17 protein-coding genes are annotated in these 19,873 nt (G+C 66.9%); 3 read left to right on the top strand and 14 right to left on the bottom strand.

What is annotated here, in order from left to right; all coding sequences use genetic code 11:
- Position 1: 1 nt before the first annotated feature.
- Positions 2-1,618: a DHA2 family efflux MFS transporter permease subunit gene (locus ACYVG2_RS16010; RefSeq protein ID WP_460781888.1), complete on the bottom strand. Its 1,617-nt coding sequence runs from the start codon at positions 1,616-1,618 to the stop codon at positions 2-4.
- 109 nt (positions 1,619-1,727) lie between these two features.
- The gene (locus ACYVG2_RS16005) at positions 1,728-2,351 is read right to left on the bottom strand and encodes a class I SAM-dependent methyltransferase (RefSeq protein WP_460781887.1); all 624 of its coding nucleotides are present in this window, start codon (positions 2,349-2,351) and stop codon (positions 1,728-1,730) included.
- 132 nt (positions 2,352-2,483) lie between these two features.
- On the opposite strand from ACYVG2_RS16005, the gene ACYVG2_RS16000 reads away from it, so the two are divergent.
- The gene (locus tag ACYVG2_RS16000) at positions 2,484-3,077 is read left to right on the top strand and encodes a helix-turn-helix domain-containing protein (RefSeq protein ID WP_460781886.1); all 594 of its coding nucleotides are present in this window, start codon (positions 2,484-2,486) and stop codon (positions 3,075-3,077) included.
- A 23-nt stretch (positions 3,078-3,100) separates the two neighbouring features.
- Here ACYVG2_RS16000 and ACYVG2_RS15995 read toward each other — a convergent pair whose 3' ends face one another.
- Positions 3,101-4,042: a LysR family transcriptional regulator gene (locus tag ACYVG2_RS15995; RefSeq protein WP_460781885.1), complete on the bottom strand. Its 942-nt coding sequence runs from the start codon at positions 4,040-4,042 to the stop codon at positions 3,101-3,103.
- Between the two features lie 124 nt (positions 4,043-4,166).
- Between ACYVG2_RS15995 and ACYVG2_RS15990 the strand changes: the two genes are divergently transcribed.
- Together ACYVG2_RS15990 and ACYVG2_RS15985 are read left to right on the top strand one after the other, a co-directional pair.
- Positions 4,167-5,159 carry a DUF1852 domain-containing protein gene (locus ACYVG2_RS15990; protein ID WP_460781883.1) on the top strand — a complete coding sequence of 331 codons (993 nt, stop codon included), beginning with the start codon at positions 4,167-4,169 and terminating at the stop codon, positions 5,157-5,159.
- A 20-nt stretch (positions 5,160-5,179) separates the two neighbouring features.
- A complete protein-coding gene (locus tag ACYVG2_RS15985; protein ID WP_460781882.1) occupies positions 5,180-6,217 on the top strand; it encodes a methionine synthase in 1,038 nt (345 codons plus the stop codon).
- A 36-nt stretch (positions 6,218-6,253) separates the two neighbouring features.
- On the opposite strand, the gene ACYVG2_RS15980 is transcribed toward ACYVG2_RS15985, so the two are convergent.
- From ACYVG2_RS15980 to ACYVG2_RS15930, 11 genes are all read right to left on the bottom strand, one after another.
- Complete coding sequence (locus ACYVG2_RS15980; protein WP_460781881.1) at positions 6,254-6,988, bottom strand: hypothetical protein; 735 nt, start codon at positions 6,986-6,988, stop codon at positions 6,254-6,256.
- 160 nt (positions 6,989-7,148) lie between these two features.
- Positions 7,149-8,441, bottom strand: coding sequence for a sensor histidine kinase (locus ACYVG2_RS15975; protein ID WP_460781880.1), 1,293 nt, complete (start codon positions 8,439-8,441; stop codon positions 7,149-7,151).
- Positions 8,442-8,457: 16 nt separating this feature from the next.
- On the bottom strand, positions 8,458-9,135 hold the full coding sequence (locus tag ACYVG2_RS15970) for a response regulator transcription factor (RefSeq protein ID WP_460781879.1): 678 nt from the start codon (positions 9,133-9,135) through the stop codon (positions 8,458-8,460).
- Between the two features lie 425 nt (positions 9,136-9,560).
- Positions 9,561-11,012, bottom strand: coding sequence for an alpha/beta hydrolase domain-containing protein (locus tag ACYVG2_RS15965; protein ID WP_460781878.1), 1,452 nt, complete (start codon positions 11,010-11,012; stop codon positions 9,561-9,563).
- 25 nt (positions 11,013-11,037) lie between these two features.
- On the bottom strand, positions 11,038-11,433 hold the full coding sequence (locus ACYVG2_RS15960; RefSeq protein WP_460781877.1) for a nuclear transport factor 2 family protein: 396 nt from the start codon (positions 11,431-11,433) through the stop codon (positions 11,038-11,040).
- Positions 11,430-13,049: an amidohydrolase gene (locus ACYVG2_RS15955; protein ID WP_460781876.1), complete on the bottom strand. Its 1,620-nt coding sequence runs from the start codon at positions 13,047-13,049 to the stop codon at positions 11,430-11,432. Before ACYVG2_RS15955 ends, ACYVG2_RS15960 begins: the two co-directional genes overlap by 4 nt.
- Positions 13,046-14,692 carry a dipeptide ABC transporter ATP-binding protein gene (locus ACYVG2_RS15950; protein WP_460781875.1) on the bottom strand — a complete coding sequence of 549 codons (1,647 nt, stop codon included), beginning with the start codon at positions 14,690-14,692 and terminating at the stop codon, positions 13,046-13,048. Before ACYVG2_RS15950 ends, ACYVG2_RS15955 begins: the two co-directional genes overlap by 4 nt.
- A gap of 25 nt (positions 14,693-14,717) precedes the next feature.
- Positions 14,718-16,289, bottom strand: coding sequence for an ABC transporter substrate-binding protein (locus tag ACYVG2_RS15945; protein WP_460781874.1), 1,572 nt, complete (start codon positions 16,287-16,289; stop codon positions 14,718-14,720).
- Positions 16,286-17,251 (bottom strand): ABC transporter permease, encoded by a 966-nt coding sequence (locus ACYVG2_RS15940; RefSeq protein WP_460781873.1) that lies wholly within the window; start codon positions 17,249-17,251, stop codon positions 16,286-16,288. The genes ACYVG2_RS15945 and ACYVG2_RS15940 overlap by 4 nt, the downstream gene beginning before the upstream one ends.
- Positions 17,248-18,198: an ABC transporter permease gene (locus ACYVG2_RS15935; RefSeq protein ID WP_460781872.1), complete on the bottom strand. Its 951-nt coding sequence runs from the start codon at positions 18,196-18,198 to the stop codon at positions 17,248-17,250. Before ACYVG2_RS15935 ends, ACYVG2_RS15940 begins: the two co-directional genes overlap by 4 nt.
- On the bottom strand, positions 18,195-19,868 hold the full coding sequence (locus ACYVG2_RS15930; protein ID WP_460781871.1) for a CocE/NonD family hydrolase: 1,674 nt from the start codon (positions 19,866-19,868) through the stop codon (positions 18,195-18,197). Before ACYVG2_RS15930 ends, ACYVG2_RS15935 begins: the two co-directional genes overlap by 4 nt.
- Positions 19,869-19,873: the final 5 nt, after the last annotated feature.

Here is a 19,873-nt window from a genome sequence, read left to right as displayed (position 1 = left end):
ATCAGTCGGCGTGCCGCGCGGTGTCGGCGTCAGCGAAGTCCTCTGCCAGGCCGTCGGGTTCGTCCACCGGCGACGCAGTCGGGGCAGCGCCCTTGGGGCCGCGGAAGAGGATGAAGATGACGAGGACGATCATGACGGCGACGCCGACCCACATGGCCTGCTGCCAGCCGGCGATGAACGCCTCGTTCGCTGCAGTGCGAATCTGCTCCGCATAGTCCCCGGCACTCTGGCTGACCGCGGTGGCGTTGGCGATGCCTTCGCGCGCTGTCGCCGCGAACTCTTCGGGCACACCGGAAAGGCGTCCGGCGATCGCACTCTGGTATCCGGCCACCAGCACACCACCCAGAAGCGCGATGCCCAGGGCCGCACCGAGCTCTCGGGAGAGGTCGTTCAGGGCCGAGGCGACACCCTGCTGCTCGCGAGGAAGCGAGGAGGTGATCGCTTCGGTCGAGGGCGTCATCGCCAGGCCCGCGCCGAGTCCCATCGTGATGAGTCCGGGCAGCACGCTGAGGTATCCGCCGTCAGCGGACACGAATCCGGCCATGAGCGTGAGCCCCGTGGTGGCGATGGTGAGTCCGATGACCATGGAGGCCCGAGCTCCGATTCGTGCTGTCAGCCGAGGGGCGAGCCCGGAGGCGAGCATCATCAGCAGTGCCATGGGCATCATGGCGAGAGTGGACAGCAGTCCGCTCCATCCGAGGACGACCTGGAAGAACGGGTACAGCACCAGGGACACCCCGCCCAGGACGCCGAACCACACGAGCAGGAGCGTGGCGCCGGACGAGAGTCCGCGCTTGCGGAAGTGTCGAATGTCCAGCAGCGGGAACCGGGTGCGCAACTCCCACACGATGAACACCACGGTGGCGAGCACAGCCGCGATCAGCGTGGTCAGCACCACCGGGTCGGTCCAGCCCACGGACGGTGCCTCGTGCAGAGCGAAGGTGAAGCCCACCGTCGCGACGATCGACGTCAGCGCTCCCAGGGCATCGAACCTGCCTGGCGCCTTCTCTCGGGAGTTCGGCACTGAGCGCGTGCCGATCAGCAGGGCAGCTGCGGTGAGCACGATGGGGAGCGCGAACAGCCAGCGCCAGGACGCGATGTCGACCAGCACGGCGGAGAGGTACATGCCGACGATGCCACCGCCCCCGGCGACGGCGCTCCACACCCCGATCGCCTTGGACCGCTCCTTGTCCGGGAACGAGGAGGTGATCACCGACAGCGTGACGGGCATGATCAGTGCCGCACCGATGCCGCTGAACAGTCGGGATGCGATCATGACCTCCATGACCGGAGCGATGGCCCCGGCGACGTTCGCGACACCGAAGATCACGAGGCCCATGATGAGCACGGGCTTGCGCCCGAGGCGATCGCCCAGGGCTCCGAGCGGCAGGAGGAGGGCTGCGAGAGTGAGTGTGTAGGTGTTGATGATCCAGAGCACTTGTCCCTGTGATGCATCGAAGGTCGTCGCAAGCTGCGGCTGTGCGACGTTGAGACCGGTCACCGAGGCGACAACGGCCATCAAGGCGATGCCGACGGCCCAGAGAATCGCGCGTCTGCGACGGGGATCCTCGATGACGGGCGCATCGCCCTCTGCGTCGGCGTGAGTGATGGAGGTCATAGCGGGTGGTGTTTCCTTTCATGGTGATGTGCCCTGTGTGCGTGTTCGCAGGCAGGGCGAAGCAGCGCCGAGGTTGAAAGACCTCGGCGCGCGAAGGGGGAAGGGTGGGTCAGGTGAGTCGGTGGACGCGGACGATCACGTCGCGCAATTGCACCGGGGAGCCGCCGGGACGGACCGTGCGGGTGTGCTCATACGCTGACTCGATCCGCCACTCCGGAGAGTCGAACAGGTTCGTGATCCCCTCCAGCGTCGCCGTCGCTCCCTCGGGATGGTCGTGTCCGTGGTGAACGTCGCGATGCTGGCCGTGGAGGTGCCCCACGATGAGGAGCGCTCCGCCAGGGGCGACCCAGGAGGCGATACGCCGGTAGAACGGGAGCTGCCCGATCTGCGCATGCGCGTAGTTGGTGACCACGAGGTCCCAGGTCCGTCCCGGCTCCCACTTCGACAGGTCGGTTTCCACCCAGTCGACGCGCTCGCCCATACCGGCGGCAGCAGCACGAACCCGTGCCTCAGCCAGTGCGGTCGCGGAGATGTCGGCAGCCGTGACGTCCCAGCCTTGTTCGGCAAGCCAGAGCGCTTCGGTTCCCGTTCCGCAGCCCGCATCCAGAACCGTGCCGACGGGCAGATGCGCGGTCTCGGCCGTGAGATAGGGGTTGACCGGGAGCCGGCGTTCGTGGCCAGCGGTGGTGGGACCCCACTGATCCTCCCAGTAGTCCTTGTCGAACTCCGCCATCATGCGCTCGTCCGGCCGTGATCATGTGTGGTGCGCAAGGCGCAGTCCTCCCGTTTGTCCGTGATGTGAGTACCAGGATCACCCAGATCATTCGCGTTGGCAATCTATCTTGCCGAATGGCAAAATAGGGGGATGACCCAACACATCGATCAGACCCTCGACACGGTGGGCCTGCGCCTGAAGCATCTTCGGCTGCGCCGCGACATCACCCTGACCACACTCGCCGACGAGACCGGGATCTCGACGAGCACCCTCTCCCGGCTGGAAGCAGGCCTTCGGCGGCCGACGCTGGAGCAGCTGCTTCCGCTGGCCCGCTACTACGGCGTCACCCTCGACTCCTTGGTCGACGCGCCCCGCACCGCGAATCCCCGTATCGATCTGCGGCCGATGGCATGCGCTGACGGCTCGGTCATCATCCCGCTCACGCGCCGTCCCGGAGGCGTCCAGGCGTACAAGTTCGTTCTCCCGACCGGGAGCGACGACATGATGCCGGACCTGCGCTCACATGAAGGATTCGACTGGGCTTTCGTGCTCAACGGTACCCTGCGTCTGGTGCTCGGCGACCAGGATCTGCGCTTGCAGGCAGGCGAAGCGGCTGAGTTCGACACCCGCACGCCGCACTGGTTCGGAGCCACGAGCGCGGGGCCGGTCGAGTACCTCAGCCTGGTCGGGAGGCAGGGCCAGCGGGCCCATGTGCACGCCTCCGGTGGCGACCACGAACACTGATACGGACTGACCGGCGGACAGGGTCAGCCCAGCAGGGTCACCCCGAATCCGGAGACGACGGTCCGCAGCTCGGCGAGAAAGCGCTGTGCCTGCTCGGTGAGGGGGATCGCCGAGTGACCGATCCAGCCGATCTCGATTCGCTCGTCGACATCGAGCGGGATGGCGACGATCTCAGGGTCGAGGTCGTCGCTGATGATGCCTGTCGAGATGGTGTACCCGTCGAGACCGATCATGAGGTTGAAGATGGTCGCGCGGTCGGAGACTCGGATCTCCTGCGGGCTCGAGAGGGTGGAGAGGATCTCCTCGGCGAAGTAGAACGAGTTGTTCGCGCCCTGGTCGAACGTGAGCCGCGGCACATCGGCGAGGTCGTCGAGGGTGACGCGATCACGAGAGGCGAGCGGGTTCTTGCGGGAGATGAAGATGTGCGGCTCGGCGACGAAGAGCGGATGGAAAGCGAGCCCGGAGTCCCGCAGCAGCTTGTCGATGACGTTGCGGTTGAAGTCGTTCCGGTAGAGGATCCCCAGCTCGCTGCGGAGGGTGCGGACGTCTTCGATGATGTCCCACGTGCGCGTCTCCCGCAGTGAGAACTCGTACTCGGCCGCCGAGGTCGCCTTCACCATCCGTACCAGCGCGTCGACGGCGAACGAGTAGTGCTGCGTCGACACCCCGAGCAGGCGCCGTGACGGAGGGCGCCCGAGGTATCGCTGTTCGAGGAGCGCCACCTGCTCGACGACCTGCCGGGCGTACCCCAGGAACTCCGCACCGTCGGTGGTGAGCGTCACGCCCCGGGCGGAGCGGAGGAGTAGCACGCGCCCCACTCTGCTCTCCAGATCCTTCATCGCCGCGGACATGGTGGGCTGGGCGACATAGAGCAGATCCGCGGCGGCGCTGATCGAGCCCTCCGCGGCCACCTCGATGTAGTAGGTGAGTTGCTGCAGAGTGATGCCGCTTGAGCGCTTAGCCATAGCCTCAGACTATGTCATGGCATAGTCGCAGCACATTTCTCGATGGGCCGCGCAGCCGCCACCATGGAGATACCCCTGCTTGCGAGGCCGAGCCCGGCCGATCAGCTCATCGATTGGCATCTCCATGGCGCACGAATTCACGTTCCGAATCACGAAGACCCGTTTCGACGAGGACTACCGTCCATCGGACGATTCTCGGATCACCACGAATTTCGCCAACCTGGCGCGTGGTGAGCACCGTCAGCAGAATCTCCGCAACGCCCTGACGATGATCGACCGACGGTTCAACGATCTCGCGGACTGGGACAACCCGAATCGCGGCCGCTACACGGTCGAACTCGAGATCGTGTCCGTCGCGGTGCAGTTCGCCGCAGAGAGTGAGGATCAGGAGTTCCCGCTGCTCGAGGTCCTGGACATCCGGATCCTCGACCGTCTCACCGGAAAGCGGAGTCAGGGGATCGTGGGGAACAACTTCTCGTCCTACGTCCGCGACTTCGACTTCAGTGTGCGGCTGCCGGCGGCCAGCGAGGCTGCGGGCGGGTTCGCCGTCCCCGCCGACTTCGGTGATCTGCACGGCAAGCTCTTCCAGCACTTCCTCGACTCGCCGGCCTACCGGGAGCGCTTCACCGGGTCGCCGGTGATCTGCATCAGTGTCTCGACGAGCAAGACGTACCGTCGCACCGAGAATCACCATCCGATCCTCGGCGTCGAGTACGAGCAGAAAGATCCCTCGCTGACCGACGAGTACTTCGGCAAGATGGGGCTCTCGGTCCGATACTTCATGCCGCGCGGCAGCGTCGCGCCGCTCGCGTTCTACTTCCGCGGCGATCTGCTCGGCGACTACACGAACCTCCAGCTCATCGGCACGATCAGCACGATGGAGACGTTCCAGAAGATCTACCGACCGGAGATCTACAACGCGAACTCGGCAGCGTCGAGCGTCTATCAACCGAGCCTCGAGCAGCAGGACTACTCGGTGACGAAGATCGCCTACGATCGCGACGAGCGCAGCCGGCTCGCGGCCGAGCAGGGGAACTATGCGCACGAACACCTCATGAAGCCGCACGGCGACCTTCTCGAGCAGTGGGCGGCCAACTCCCTCGTTCCTGTCGGATGACCAACGGAGAATCACCGACCATGAACACGCTGCTTCCCACCTCCATCGTCGGCAGCCTGCCGAAGCCGTCCTGGCTCGCCCAGCCCGAAACCCTCTGGTCCCCCTGGAAGTTGGAGGGTGACGCGCTGGTCGAAGGCACGCAGGACGCGCTGCGCATCGCCGTCCAGGAGCAGCGGCACGCGGGCATCGACATCATCAGTGACGGGGAGCAGACGCGCCAGCACTTCGTCACGACGTTCATCGAGCATCTCTCCGGTGTCGATTTCGAACAGCGGGAGACGGTCCGGATCCGCGACAGGTACGACGCGAGCGTGCCTACGGTCGTCGGCGCCGTGAGCCGCGAGAAGCCCGTGTTCGTCGAGGACGCGAAGTTCCTCCGTCAGCAGACCGATCAGCCGATCAAGTGGGCGCTGCCCGGCCCGATGACGATGATCGACACTCTCTACGACCGCCACTACAAGAGCCGCGAGAAACTGGCCTGGGAGTTCGCGACGATCCTCAATCAAGAGGCGAGGGAACTCGAGGCGGCCGGAGTCGACATCATCCAGTTCGACGAGCCGTCCTTCAATGTCTTCTTCGATGACGTGCAGGACTGGGGCGTGGCAGCGCTGGAGAGGGCCGCTGAAGGGCTGCGCGCGGAGACCGTGGTGCACATCTGCTACGGCTACGGGATCAAGGCGAACACCGACTGGAAGGCGACTCTCGGGGAGGAGTGGCGCCAGTACGAGAAGTCGTTCCCGCTTCTGCAGCGATCGAGCATCGACACCATTTCCCTGGAGAGCCACCACTCTCACGTCCCCCTGGACCTCATAGAGCTCATCCGCGGCAAGAAGATCATGCTCGGAGCGATCGATGTGGTCAGCCACACGATCGAAACCCCGCAGGAAGTGGCAGACACCCTGCGGGATGCACTTCCTTTCGTCGACGCGGAGAAGCTCATCGCGAGCACGAACTGCGGTCTGGCGCCGCTGCCGCGCGACGTTGCGCGCGGCAAGCTGCACGCACTAAGCGCTGGTGCCGGCATCCTTCGCGAAGAACTCTTGGCCGGGAAGCACTGACCGGCCGGGCTATCGATTGAGCGGGATGTGTCCCGCTCAATCGTCGATGTCGGTGCTGATGACGGCGAAGTCCGCGCTGAAGTCGATGTCGATCGAGCGGTTGTCCGAGGTGAGGACCGAGGCGTCGTATGGGCTCACGTCGTCCCCGTCGCCGTCGACGTCGAGGTCCGTGATCGTCCCGTCGGCCTCGGCGAGTGCGGCGGTGACCAGCGAGCGGATCGTCTCGTCGTCCAGGCTCAGGCTGGCGGCCGTGTCGTCGCCGTCGGCCGGGTCGGTCGAGATGACCGAGGCTGCAAGCCCTTCGTCGACGCGGACCTCGGTCTCGTCGCCTGCGGCGTTCGTCAACTGCACCTCCCAGGTGCCGTCGCGTTTCGCATCGATCGACGTCACATCTCCGTCGGCGGCGTCACGCGCGGCATCCGCGATCGCGATCAGCTCGTCGGCCGACGCCGTTCCGATACTGGTGCCTGAGCCGCTGCCGTTCGAGGGCGCACCCCCGTCGTCAGCGCTGTCGTCGTGATCGCTGTCGTCGCGGGACGCATCATCGTCGTGGGCACCATCGTGGCGGGGGTCGTCGGATACCGATGAACTGTCGTCATCGCCGAACTCGTCGCCGACCGCCGCACCGATCGCGATGCCGCCGCCGGCGAGCAGCACGGCCGCCGCGATGCCGCCTCCGATGAGGAGCGCCCGCTTGCGTCCAGGCTTCGCCTCGGCGGGAGCCGAGGCCGGTGCCGCCGAGTGCGGTGCCTCGCCGGAAGTCGGCGTCACGGAAGCCGTCTGAGCGTCGGGCCCGGACTCCGGGGTGTGACGAGGGGCGTGGTCGGGAGTCTGGTCTGGGATGGGTGTCTTGTCGTCCATATGATGATCGTCTCGCGCAGGCACTGAAGCCTTCCTGAAGCGTCCTGAAGGCTTCTTCAGGAACCGGAGATCAGTCGCCGAGTGGAAGCGTGAGCACGAAGCGGGCGCCGCCCCAGCGAGAGTCGTCGACCGCCAGAGCACCGTGGGCGGATCCTGCGATGCCGCGCGCGATCGCGAGGCCGAGTCCGCTGCCCCCGGCATCGCGGCTGCGCGCCTCGTCGAGCCGGACGAAGCGTTCGAAGATGCGCTCGCGCTCCTGGGCGGGGACGCCGGTACCGTCGTCCTCGACTGTGACGAACACATGTCGATCCGATGGGGTCACGCCGATCGCGATTCGGCCGCGGCTGTGGCGGACAGCGTTGTCGGCGAGATTGCGCACGAGCTGACCCAGCAGGCGCGGGTCACCATGCACACGCGCGGCGCGGATGCCGGACCCGTCGACCTCCAGCCCCACCGCACGCAACCGACGCACCTCGCTGAGCGCGATGTCGTCGAGATCCACCGCCTGACCTTGGACGCTCGCGCCCTCGTCGAGCCGGGCGAGCAGCAGCAGCGACTCGACGATGCCCTGCAGACGCAGCCCCTCCTCCGACACGACCTCGGCGAGCTCGCCGATGCTCGTCACGTCGGGGTGTGCCTGTGCAAGCTCCGCATGCTGGCGGATGGTCGCGAGTGGGGAGCGCAGTTCATGCGACGCGTCCGACACGAACCGACGTTGCGCGGTGGCCGCGGCATCCAGCCGATCGAGCATGCCGTTCATGGTGGTCGCCAGCGCGGCGATCTCATCTGCTGTCGCCGGCACGGGCACGCGCTGGTGGAGGCGCTCAGCGGTGATGCCGTCGACGTGTTCGCGGATGCGCTCGACCGGGCGGAGCGCGCGCCCGACGACGAGCCACGTGGTCACCGCGACGAGGAGCAGGATCAGCGGGACGGCGACGGCCAGCAGGGTCGAGACTGTCGTCAGGGTCTCCGCGTCGTCCTCCATCGAGACGGCGAGCACGAGAGTCTGGTCGCCGTCGAGGTCTTCCGAGACGACAAGCATCTGCTCCTCGTCGACGATGAGAGTCTGCGCGTCGTCGGAGACGGCGATCGCGTTCGACCCCAGCGCTTCGCGGGCATCCTCGCTGGCGGCACTGACCGATCCGTCTGGTCCGATGAGCTGCACGATCTCGTCGTCGACCGCGTCGACCACGTCGCCGCGGGTGCCGTCGACACGTTCGACGAGTTCATCGAGGCGCAGTTCAGCCGCGCGCTCCGTGCTGCCATGGATGCTGGTGCTGAGAACGCCGTAGAACGAGAACGCGCCGACGAGCAAGGCGACCGCGACGACGGCAGTCGCCCCGAGTGTCGTCCTGCCGTGCACCGAGCGCCACCCACGGCTAGCCACCGTCCGCCGCCAGCCGGTAGCCCGCACCGCGGATGGTCTCGATGGCCTCGCGGCCGAACGGCTTGTCGAGCTTGCGGCGCAGGTGGCCGACATACACCTCGACGATGTTCGGGTCACCGTCGAAGTCGTCGTCCCAGACGCCGTCGATGAGTGCGCGTTTGGACAGCACCTGGCCACGGTGGCGCATCAGGTACTCCAGCACGGAGAACTCCCGAGCGGTGACCGTGACAGCGTTCTCGCCGCGCCAGACGCGGTGCGCGGCGGGGTCGAGCCGCAGATCGCCCGCTTCCAGGATCGTCGGGCGGGCGACGGCTCCTCGGCGTACGAGCGCGCGCAGCCGCGCCACCAGGATCGCGAACGAGAACGGTTTCGTGACGTAGTCGTCGGCCCCGGTCTCCAGCGCCTCGACCTGATCCCATTCGCCGTCCTTCGCGGTGAGCATCAGCACGGGCGTCCAGTTCTCCTCGGTGCGCAGCGCCTCGCAGACCTTCCACCCGCTCATGCCGGGCATCATCAGATCGAGCACGATCGCGTCGTAGCGCACCTCCCGCGCCCGCCAGAGTCCGTCGACGCCGTTGTGCGCGACATCGACGGCGAACCCCTCGGCCTCGAGACCGCGGCGCACACCCTCGGCCAGGCGCGCCTCGTCGTCCACCACCAGGATCCGCATTCTTCCAGTGTGGCCGTTCGACGCTGAATCCGGGCTGAAGCGATGCGCGAAGTCGGGTCTCCGGCGCGGAACGTCGGCACATCGCACTGCGCTGGTTCAGGACACATCGGCGGTTGATGTCTGCGGTTCACGACCCTCTTTGCGAAGACCGAACCTTCGGAAGACCGGGGTGAGGAAAGCGGGTGCCCACCAATTCGCCCGCCCTGCAGCCCGTCCAGCCTGTCGGCCGCGAACCTGGAACGCCATTTGCGGACCGTGTCCACATGCACGCCTTCCGCCGGGCAATGTGCGCGTTGGACGCTCCGCGGGCTGCCGCGAGAATGATCCTGTGGATAACCTCGGAAGCGCTTCGGTGTGTCCAGGAATCATGCAGCCCCGGCCGGCGTACGGCACCGGGTGCGCCGGGCGATGGCCCGCGCGAGCGATCAGTCTGTGTCGTGAGGATAGGCCGCCATGGCATCGGCGATCGCGGCCGTCGCATGTTCGGGCAGCAGCCAGCCCGCCGTGACGAGCCGTGCGGCATGGGAGCGGAGGAGCGCCCGGTATCCTTCCGGCCCGCCGTATCGTCGATCGGCCTCCTGCCGCGTCAACACCTCGGAGCGCCAGACGCGCATGATGTGCCTGCCCGTCTCGACCGGCACCGCCCGGCGCACGGGCAGATCGATCTCCAGATAGCGCAGGCCGCCGATCGCGTGACCGTCGGCGTCGACCACGGGCTTCACGGCGCGGTAGTCGACTCCTCGCGGATCGCGGCTCGCTCCTCGATCTGCACGCACGCGCAACGGCTGCGCTCGGGGCGGCACAGTGCCATCGAGCCACGCTACGAGATGGGAGACGGCCGCCGCGATCAGCCAACGGCTGGCGGGATGCCGGAGCGGGTCGTGGTCGTCCAGTGATGTGTCGGAGATGTCGAGATGCTGCTCGACCGCTCGCGCGCTCGTGGCGAGCAGCCCGGTCTCGTGGCCGCGCCCTGGCACCTGGTAGCAGCGGTATGCGTCGCCGTGAGTATCGCCGTCCGGTCGCCGATGCCAGACATGCTGCATCGCTTCGTCCTCGCTCATGTACTCGATCACCGGCACGGGCGGGTCGAGGATGATGCGGCGTGCATCATCTAGCGCGAGCTGGCCGACGGTTTCACCCGTGGGGGCGAAGTTCTCATCGAGGTCCATTTCGCCGTCGCGCCCGATCTCGACGTAGCCCATCGGCCCGAATCCGCCGCTGGAGACACCGATCAGGTAGCCGTCGATGATCTCGCTCCCGCCGACACCGAGTACGGTGGTGTGCTCTTCGTGGAGCCGCTCGGAAAGGTACGTCCGTAGAAAGCTGCCCGACTGCGACCACCCGGTGGCGACGCGGCGCTCCGGACGCCGGAACCCGGGGAGAAGGCCGCCGGCGGCAGGCAGGTGCGTGGCGGCCGCGACCGCTCCGAGGATGTCCCACACGGCGCTGTCGTGCGGAATGCTCAGCGTCTCGTAGCGCTCGGGATCTTCGGTGCGCAGGTCGTCGGCAGTCACCGACTTGCAGGTCACGCCGAGGTACGCGTCGCCCCGTGCCATGAGGTGGAAGCCGGCGTCCGGCCAGTACATCGGGTAGTCCGTCCCGCTGGACGGATTGATCAGTTCGATGTGGACGACGCCGCTGAACTCGTGGTCGTGGGAGGGACGGATCGCGAGCACGCGCGTCGTATACGCAGTGGTCCCCACACTCTCGCGCTGGTCGCCTTCGAAGACTCGCGCCGTGCCGGATGCGGTGAAGTCCTCGCAGACGTATCCCGCATCCTCGAGTGGCGGATGCGGCAGCGTCTGCCATCCGCCGGGTGCGAGGAAGGGGAAACGAGGGGAGTGCGTGGGAGTGACGGTGAGAGAGAGGTCGATCACATCGAGTCCTTGAGGTGTGGGTCGGTCACGATATCCGGACGATCATGCCGTCGCGCAGGTCGTAGGTCATGAGTCCGGCAAGGCTATGCGTCTCGCCGGCGCGATAGGGACGCAGCGGAGAATCAGTCCAGTCCCGCACCACGGTCAGCTCGTTGCGGACGTCCGCGACGATGCGCTCGTCGTCGGCCGACACAATGGTCGCGCTGACGTTCTCGTCCAGGTACTGCCAAGCAGTGCGGTAGAAAGAGAAGAACGCCTCACGTCCGACGAGATCGTCCATGACATCGCCCCATTCGAAGACGATATCCGGCGAGAGAAAACCCTCCAGCGCGACGAGATCCTTCCCGTTGAAGGCCTCGAGATACTCGCGGTAGCGTCGGCGCACCGCATCCGCCGCGCCGCCGCCGACGGACGCGGTCATCGGAGACCTCCAGCCAGCGAGGGGTGCGCGAAAGACAGGCGGCCTGAGACGACCGTGGCGAGCACGCTCAGCTCAGGAAGCTCGTCGGCAGCGACTTCGAGCGGGTCCGACGCGAACACGGTGAGGTCTGCTCGATACCCGACCTGCACCGAGCCTTCGAGGTGGGCGGTGCCGTGGATCAGCGCGACAGCCCGGGTGTAGCCGTCGAGCGCTTGGCGGGCCGTGGCCGCCTGTTCGGGGCGTACCGGATCGTTCGACGAGCCAGGCATCCGTCGCAGCCGAGCCATCGCCATGATCTCGCGAGGGTCGTACGTGCCGATCGGCCAGTCGGAGCCGAAGGCGACGGTACCGCCGGCATCCATTATCGACCGGGCGGGGAACGCATCGGCTGCGCGCGCACCGAGACGACGCGACCACTCGTCTTCCCCATCGGCGCGAATCGAGGTGACGGCGTGTGCGGGCTGCATGCTTGCGATCACCCCGCTCGCGGCGAACCGCCGCACGAGCTCGGCATCGACGGTCTCGACGTGCTCGATGCGGTGCCGGAGCCCGGGAAGCCCGGGTGGCAGCGCCTCGAGCGCATCCAACGCGTACGCGACCGCGGCATCTCCGATGGCGTGCGTCGCCGTCGGGATCCCCGCCGCGTGCAAACGGGCTACGGCAGAGGCGTACGAAGACACGTCTGACCAGATCGAGGCATTCGACTCGCCATGGCTGTCGGGCGACGACAGCCATGCGGTGCCGTTGTCGATCGTGCCGTCCAGGAAGAACTTGGCACCCTCGACGCTCCAGTCCCGCCCGCCCGTGCCGTGGAGCGCGATGATGTCTTCGATGTCTGCTCCTCCCGCCTCTTCACGAACGGCCGGGGAGAGCCGCACCCGCAGCGGGAGCGGCGCTTCGCGTTCGAGCTCGGTGAGCAGGTCGATGCAGCTCGGATCGAAACTCAGCGAGTGCGTCGCCGTTAGACCTGTGCTCGCCATCCCCTCAAAGAGTGTGCGCAGGTCAGCGCGCCGCTGAAGCTCGGCGAGCGGTGGCATTGCCTCCAGTACGAGCTCCATCGCCGCCATCTCCTGCAGGAGACCGGTCGGTACACCGTCGGGGTCGACGACGACGGATGCGCTGCCTTCCAGGGGCATGGAACCGTGCACTCCCGCTTCGCGCATCGCACGGGTGTTCGCGATACCCGCGTGGAAGTCGAAGAACCGCACGAAGACGGGATGGTCCGGTGCTGCGTCGTCGATGGCAGCAGAGTCCGCCGGACCCTCCAGCGCGTCGGGATGGAGTCCCCACCCGAGCAGCCATTCGCCAGGTTCGCGTCGGGCCGCTTCGTCCGCGATCGCCTCGACGAGGGCCGCACGGTTCCGTGCCGTCGTGAGGTCAATTCCGCGGATGACGGGGAGGCCGTGGATCGGGTGCGAGTGTGGGTCGCTGAGACCGGCGACGATCGTCGACTCTCCGAGGTCGAGAACCACGCCATCCGGAGCGAGCGCCCATCGGCTCGCGTCTTCGCGCGAGCCGATGGCCGCGATCAGGCCGGCTGAGATGCCGACCGCCGCGGCGCGTTCTGGCTGTTCACCGTCGACCCGTCCACCGAGCAGTATGAGGTTCATGGTCATGAGATGGCCTCCGAGATCGGGTGCAGCGCCGCAGAGAGGAGGCGGCGTGTGTAGTCCTGGACGGGGTGGGCGAAGATCTGCTCGGCGTCGTTCAGCTCGACCACCTGTCCTTCTTTCATCACGGCGACGCGATGAGACAGATGGCGCACGACGGCAAGGTCATGGGAGATGAACAGGTAGGTCATCCCCAGGGAGCGCTGCAGATCCACCAGAAGGTTGAGAATCTGCGCCTGCACCGAGACGTCCAACGCACTGGTCGGCTCGTCGAGCAGGATCAGCTCGGGTGCCGTAGTGATTGCACGGGCGATGGCGATCCGCTGTCGCTGTCCGCCCGAGAACTCATGGGGTCGCCGCGACACCGCGTCCTGATCGAGACCGACCAGTTCGAGGCATTCGGCGACGCGCGCACGCGTGGCCGCGGTCGCCGTGCCCGCGGCGCGCAACGGCTCGGCGATCGAGGAGCCGACCGGCTGGCGGGGATCGAGGGTGTCGTTGGGGTCCTGGAATACGATCTGCACGCGGCGACGGTGCGCGCGAAGCGCCTGGCCTCGCATCGAGGCCAGCGGGACGCCGTCGAACTCGACCCGACCGGACGTTGGTCGCTCCATGCGCGTGGCGATCTGCGCCAACGTGCTCTTGCCAGAGCCCGACTCGCCAACCACGCCGAAGGTCTCGCCGCGCCGGACGTCGAAGTCCACGCCCCGGAGGGCCTGCACCTCGCCGCCGCGCACGCGGAAGCGCTTCGTCACGTCGACGAATCGCACGAAAGGGGTGCCGGCCGCGGATTCGACGTGGTCGATCGGACCGGTGAGTGGGGAGGACGGGTGGTCCTCTACCCGATCGACGACACTCAACCGGATTCGCGGAGGTGTTTCAGGACCGGGCGCGCACGCGAGAAGTGCGGCAGTGTAGGGATCGCGGGGACTCTGTAGGACGCTCGAGGGAATGCCCTGGTCCACGATCCGACCGTGGCGCATGACCGCAATCCGATCGCACACCGATCCGGCCATCGCGAGATCGTGCGAGATAAGCAGGATGCCGATGCCCAGACGTTCGCGTAACTCAAGCAGCAGAGTGAGGATCTGTGCTTGGACCGTGACATCGAGCGCAGTCGTCGGCTCGTCGGCGACGAGCAGCGACGGATTCGAGGCGATAGCCATCGCGATCAGCACCCGCTGTCGCTGCCCGCCCGACAGTTGGTGCGGGTACTGACGCATTCTCAGATCGGGGTCGGGTATGCGCACCAGTTCGAGCAGTTCTCGTGCACGCAAGCGCGCCGCTCGGCGATCGGCGAGGCGGTGGATTTCCAGGACCTCGCCGATCTGGGCGCCGATTCTCATGGTGGGGTTGAGCGCGGTCATCGGCTCCTGGAAGACCATCGCGGCGACACGGCCGCGCAGGTCGCACAGGCGGCGCTCGTCGGCTCCCGCGATCGATTCGCCAGCGATCTCGAGCGTGTCCGCCCTGAGGTCTGCCGCTGCCGGCAGCAGACCAAGGGCGGCCATCGCGATCGTGGACTTCCCGGATCCGGACTCGCCGATGATACCGACGACTTCCCCAGCGCCGACGGTGATCGAGACACCGTCGACCACCGTGCGGCCGCCGTAGGCGACGGTCAGCGCGTCGATTCGCAGCGCGTCCACGTTCTCTCCTCGTCGTCTCAGTCGATCAGCCGGAGATCCACGCGTCGCGGAGCGACGTGCGTGCCATGTAGGGATCAGGTGTGTATCCCTTGACTGTCGGCGACAGGACCTCGTAGCCCTGGGCGTTGGCTGCCGGGGTGAGCACCAGCACCTGATCCGCGATCTCGTTCGACAGTTCGGCAGCGATGTCGGCGCGTGTCTTCTGATCTGTCTCGCTGATGAGCTCTCCGACGAGCTGGTGAGCGGTAACCACATCGGGTGAGTCGCCCCAGAAGTCCAAAATGCCCATCGACACCGCTGCGAAGTACCCGGAGATGTCGGACTGAGCGATCGCCGGTAGAAGAGTGAGCCCGGGCGCCGGCGCGGCGCCTCCGAGTACCGCTGCGATCGCGGGCCACTCGACGGCACGCAGATTCATCGTGATGCCCGCCTTGGCGAGTTGTTGTTTGATGACCTCGAGGGCGGGGACGTCGGCGGCGCTAAGGTCGCCGGCGTACGTGAGATCGAACGAGACATCCGTCATTCCGGCCTCAGCCAGGAGTGACTTGGCCTCATTGATGTCCTGCGTGTAGAAGGGCGTGTCCTTGGTCGGGCGAACCGTGCCGGGGTCTCCCGGCGGGATCGCGAGAGTCAGCTGGGCTGCTCCGCCCAGACCGACGTCGATGACCTCCTCGCGATCGATGGCGAGGGAGATTGCCCGACGCACGTTCACGTCGGCGAGTGGCCCGCCCGCTGCGTTGATGAGCATCAGGAGGGTGCGAAAGTCGGGAGACGAGCCCGGGAGGAATCCGGACGCCTCGGCCTGCTGGGCGAGCAGTGGATCGCTCAGATCGGCCATCTGGACGCGGCCCTGTTGGAGCATGGCGAGACGAGTCGTGTCGTCGACAGCGAGAACCCACTCAATCTTGTCCAGATGCACGTCAGCCGCGCCGCGGTACTCGGGGTTCTTGGTCATCGTGAGACTCACGCCGTCTTCCCACTCCGACACGACGAACGGACCGGAGCCGTTGGTCGTGCGCGAACGGTCTTCGGGAGCGGTTTCTTTGTACCAGGCTTCGCTGATGATGAAGACACCGGACCAGGACGACAGGATGGGGAGGAACGCCCCGTTCGACGCAGCGAAGTCGACACGCACGTCGCCGGATTCGGTCACCGAGGCGCCTGCGAAGCCGACCCACTGGTCGGGCATCAACGGCGCGGCCTCGTTGAGTGAGAACGCTACGTCCTCAGCGGTGACCGGGGCGCCGTCGGCGAAGGTGAGGTCGTCGCGGATGGTGAAGACGTAGGCGTTGCCGTCGGTCGTCCACTCGTTCGCCACGCCTGCTTCGATCTGGCCGTCATCACCGCGGGTCAGAAGCGTGTCATATGTCTGCGCCAGTACGGACCGGTTGGCGTAGGGCGCCGATCCGAGAATGGGATCGAGAGCGGCACCCACGGGAAGCGAATCGACGGCGTAGCTGAGCGTGCCACCCTTCGTCGGCGTGGCGTCGTCGCCGCCGGTCGAAGGGGTCGTCGGGGAGCAGGCGGTCGTGAGCGCGAGCGCCGCGCCGACGATGGCGGCGACCAATGCGATACGCCGGGTGTGTACAGGGATCATGCGAGGGGTGTCCTCTCGGAGGGGTGGGATGATGCCGGGTTCTGTGATGCGGCGCCGGCGGGGGCCCGGCGCACGGTGAAGCGCGACGACCTCCCGATGCTCTGGCGCATGCGCCTCGTGCCGCGTGTGGCCGCGAAGCTGTTCTGCAGCCCGTCGGCCAGCAGGTTCCAGGCGGCCACCTGGAAGAAGATGAACAGCGCGGGGACGATGACGAGCAGAGGCTGCACGGTCATGAACTTCTGGAACTCGTTGATCATGCGACCCGCTGACGGTGTCGGCGGCTGAAGGCCCTGGCCCAGATAGCTCAGGGTGGCCTCGACGAGTACGGCTTCTCCCGCGATCCCGGCCGCGGTGACGAAGAGCGGCGTCAGGATGTTCGGCAGGAGATGATGCCAGGCGATCGCGACGCGATTGCGGCCGACGACCTCGGCGGCCCGGACGAATCCTCGTTCGCGGACGGCGAGCACCGGTCCGCGCATGATCCGTGCGAACACCGGCGAGAAGATGATCACCATCGTCAGGATGAGCGTTCCCATCCCTGGCCCGAGGATGACCTTGATCATCAGCGCCATGAGCAGGCCGGGGATGGACAGGACGAGATCGAGTGCGCGCATGATCAGCGCGTCCCATACGCCGCCCAGGTAGCCGGCGACCAGAGCGAGTGTCGTGCCGATCGCGGCCGAGAGCCCGGTGGCGACCAGCGAGAGGAGAAGCCCGTTGCCGGTGGCGACGGCCATGCGCGTGGCCACATCGCGACCGAGGTTGTCTGTGCCCAGCCAGTGCGCGAGCGAAGGAGGGGCGAACGGCGTCGATGAGTACGCATCCGGATCGCTGCTCGGAAGGAAGGAGGTGAGCGCGAAGAGGATGAGAGCGGCGAGTATCGCGGCGCCGAGCCACAGCTCCCAGTTCCCGGCTCGCCGTCGCGGAACGGAGAGGCGCACGATGTCGGTGCGGACGTTCATCGACTGACCAGCCTTACTCTCGGATCGAAAAGGGGATAGCTCAGGTCGACGACGAGGTTGATGAGCACATACAGCGCCCCGAGGATGACGATCAGGGTCTGGATGGTCGGATAGTCGGTCGTGTTGATCGCCGAGATGAGGGCAGTCCCCATCCCCGGCAGCACGAAGACGTTCTCGATGACGATCGTTCCGCCCACCAGCACCGCCAGTTGTGCGCCGAGGACGGTGACGACCGGGATCATGGCGTTTCGAAGCCCGTGCTTCAGGGCGAGGCGTCGTGGTGAGGCGCCCTTGGCACGTGCGGTGCGGATGAAGTCCAGGTCGAGCGTGTCGAGCAGCGCGTTGCGGATGTAACGGGCGAGGACTGCCCCCATGGGAACGCCGAGCAGGAGGCCAGGCACGAGAAGGGTGCCGAGATGGCCGACCGGGTCGGTCGCCCAGCTCGTGTATGTCAGCAACGGCAGCTTCAGCGTCGTGGAATTGACCAGCACGATGAGGGCAGCGATCACGAACACCGGCGCTGCAATGAGGACGAACGAGCCGGCGCGGATGGCGATGTCCGGCCAGCGGCCGCGGTAGATGGCGGCGGTGATGCCGAGCGGGAACCCGATCAGGATGCTGAAGAGCGTGCCGAGCAGGGCGAGCTCGAGGGTCACGGGAAGCCTTGCCGCGACCTGCTCGCTGATCGGGATCGGCTGCGTCAGCGACACGCCCATCTGCCCGGTCAACAGGCCTCCGAGCCAGGCGACGTACTGCTCCAGCCACGGGCGGTCGAGTCCCAGACGTGCCCGAACCTCGGCGATCTGCTCGGCGGAGGCCGTCGCGGTGTTGATGACGTTCGCCACCGGATCGCCCGGTATCAGCCGGACCATGAGAAAGGAGAGCAGGGATAGGGCGATCAGCACTGCTACGGCGGCGGCGAGTCGACCGAGGACGTAGCGGGTCATGACGGGATCTCCTGCAGGGGAAGACGAAGCACGCTCTCCAGGCCCGGACCCGAGTGCACGGTCCACAGTCCGTGGTTGCGCAGATCCTGATGGAGGATCTGGAGGGGTGGGACACCGGCTGACGCAGGACGGTGCAGCACGTCGCGACCCTGCACGGAGAGGACGATGGTCTCACCGGCCCGGAAACGAGTGGCAGACGGCCAGATCTCGATCTCGAGTTCCACCGGCGTGCCAGGGATGAGCGGCTCCTCCTCGAGATGCGGATGCCACGGGACGAGGGGAGTGGAGCGTGCGGTATCAAGCGCGCGATGGCTGGCGCGGAGCCACCCCAGTGCGACTGGGCCATCGGCGAAGAGCGCGTTGATGGGAAAATGCACCGCCTCACCGCCGGCAGCCCTCTTCTCCAGAGCGACGAAGACGTCGGCGTCGGTGGCTTCGTCGTCGACCGAGAGTCGCAGGCGGAGCGACGCGGGGCCGACGACGTCGACATCGCGCGTGAACGTGTGCGTGAGCTGCAGGCTCTCGGTGGCAGGGTCGAAGGTGCGCGTGGACGGTCGACTCAGGTCTCCTGTGCTGAGCAGGCCGGCGGAGAGGTCGAGCGGGAGCATCTTGAACCGCTCGGGAAGCGGCCAGTCTTCGGTGCTGGTCCATCGCCAGCCCGCCGTGTCGTCGCCGTCCCTGACCTCGAGGCGGACGCGGGGCCAGTCCCGCATCCTGCCGCTCTCGCCTTTCAGGAAGGTGTCGAAGAACTCTCGCTGCCGCTCGACGCTCTGCGGGTCGTAGAAGTGCCGCCACTTCTTGCGGCCGTGTACTTCGAGCCATTTGTCCGGCGAGCCGAGTTGCGAGTACGCACGGAGGGTGCCGCGCGTGTGCAGCCCATGATCGCTCCAGGAGGCGACCACATAGGCGGGGATGTTCACCGCGCTGAGATCGCCGTATTTCTCGGCGTAGTAGGGGCCATCCAGCGGACGCGCCGCCATGTTGGCGTCCGGATCCTCTGTCGAGCTCAGGGAATAGGAGACGTTCTGTGCAACACGGGGCCGGAATCCCGTCTCAGGGACGCCGCCGTGGAATCCGAACTCGCGGTACCAGTCCGAGAAGCATTCCCACGGGCTGATCGCCTTGAGTGAGGGCGGCCCGGCCGCTGCCGCCTGATATTGGCTGCCGGCAAGGTATGACACGCCGAGCATGCCGACCGAGCCGGTGCACCACTCCTGGGCACCGATCCACTCGATCGTGTCGTATAGGTCGTCGCGCTCCTGCGGTCCGTTGTGCGGGAAGGTCCCCTCGGAGTGCCACAGCCCTCGCGGATCGGCGTAGATCACGGCGTAACCGTGGGCGCACCAGTAGGCGGGATCCGGCGCCTCGAAGCCGGTGAGCTCGGAGATCCATCCGGCGTCGACATCCGAGCCAGGGAACATCCGGTCGGTCTGCCAGTGCTTCCCGTACGGACCCCAGGCGAGCAGTGCCGGCACGGTGCCCGTGAGGTCGCGGGGGAGGTAGGCGTCGACGTACAGCACCGAACCGTCGCGGAGTGGTACGGCGAGATCCTTCTCGCGCACGACATCGCCCAGTACCTGCCGCTCCCGCGCCAATGGTGGCGGTGGAGGCTTGCCGATCACGTGCGCGGGATCGATCCCGGCGCGGATGATGATGACGTCGTTGCTCATCGGGG

It is taken from the genome of Microbacterium shaanxiense (assembly GCF_054779995.1).
The sequence above is the reverse complement of the archived record's forward strand: the minus strand, read 5'-3'. Positions and strand labels throughout refer to the sequence as shown.

Coding starts and splice junctions, on each gene's coding strand:
- ACYVG2_RS15970 (WP_460781879.1), bottom strand. CDS start 9,135: ATGCGGATCCTGGTGGTGGACGACGAGGCGCGCCTGGCCGAGGGTGTG.
- ACYVG2_RS15940 (WP_460781873.1), bottom strand. CDS start 17,251: ATGAACGTCCGCACCGACATCGTGCGCCTCTCCGTTCCGCGACGGCGA.
- ACYVG2_RS15990 (WP_460781883.1), top strand. CDS start 4,167: ATGGCGCACGAATTCACGTTCCGAATCACGAAGACCCGTTTCGACGAG.
- ACYVG2_RS15945 (WP_460781874.1), bottom strand. CDS start 16,289: ATGATCCCTGTACACACCCGGCGTATCGCATTGGTCGCCGCCATCGTC.
- ACYVG2_RS16000 (WP_460781886.1), top strand. CDS start 2,484: ATGACCCAACACATCGATCAGACCCTCGACACGGTGGGCCTGCGCCTG.
- ACYVG2_RS15930 (WP_460781871.1), bottom strand. CDS start 19,868: ATGAGCAACGACGTCATCATCATCCGCGCCGGGATCGATCCCGCGCAC.
- ACYVG2_RS15995 (WP_460781885.1), bottom strand. CDS start 4,042: ATGGCTAAGCGCTCAAGCGGCATCACTCTGCAGCAACTCACCTACTAC.
- ACYVG2_RS15935 (WP_460781872.1), bottom strand. CDS start 18,198: ATGACCCGCTACGTCCTCGGTCGACTCGCCGCCGCCGTAGCAGTGCTG.
- ACYVG2_RS16005 (WP_460781887.1), bottom strand. CDS start 2,351: ATGGCGGAGTTCGACAAGGACTACTGGGAGGATCAGTGGGGTCCCACC.
- ACYVG2_RS15985 (WP_460781882.1), top strand. CDS start 5,180: ATGAACACGCTGCTTCCCACCTCCATCGTCGGCAGCCTGCCGAAGCCG.
- ACYVG2_RS15955 (WP_460781876.1), bottom strand. CDS start 13,049: ATGACCATGAACCTCATACTGCTCGGTGGACGGGTCGACGGTGAACAG.
- ACYVG2_RS16010 (WP_460781888.1), bottom strand. CDS start 1,618: ATGACCTCCATCACTCACGCCGACGCAGAGGGCGATGCGCCCGTCATC.
- ACYVG2_RS15960 (WP_460781877.1), bottom strand. CDS start 11,433: ATGACCGCGTCCGTCGGCGGCGGCGCGGCGGATGCGGTGCGCCGACGC.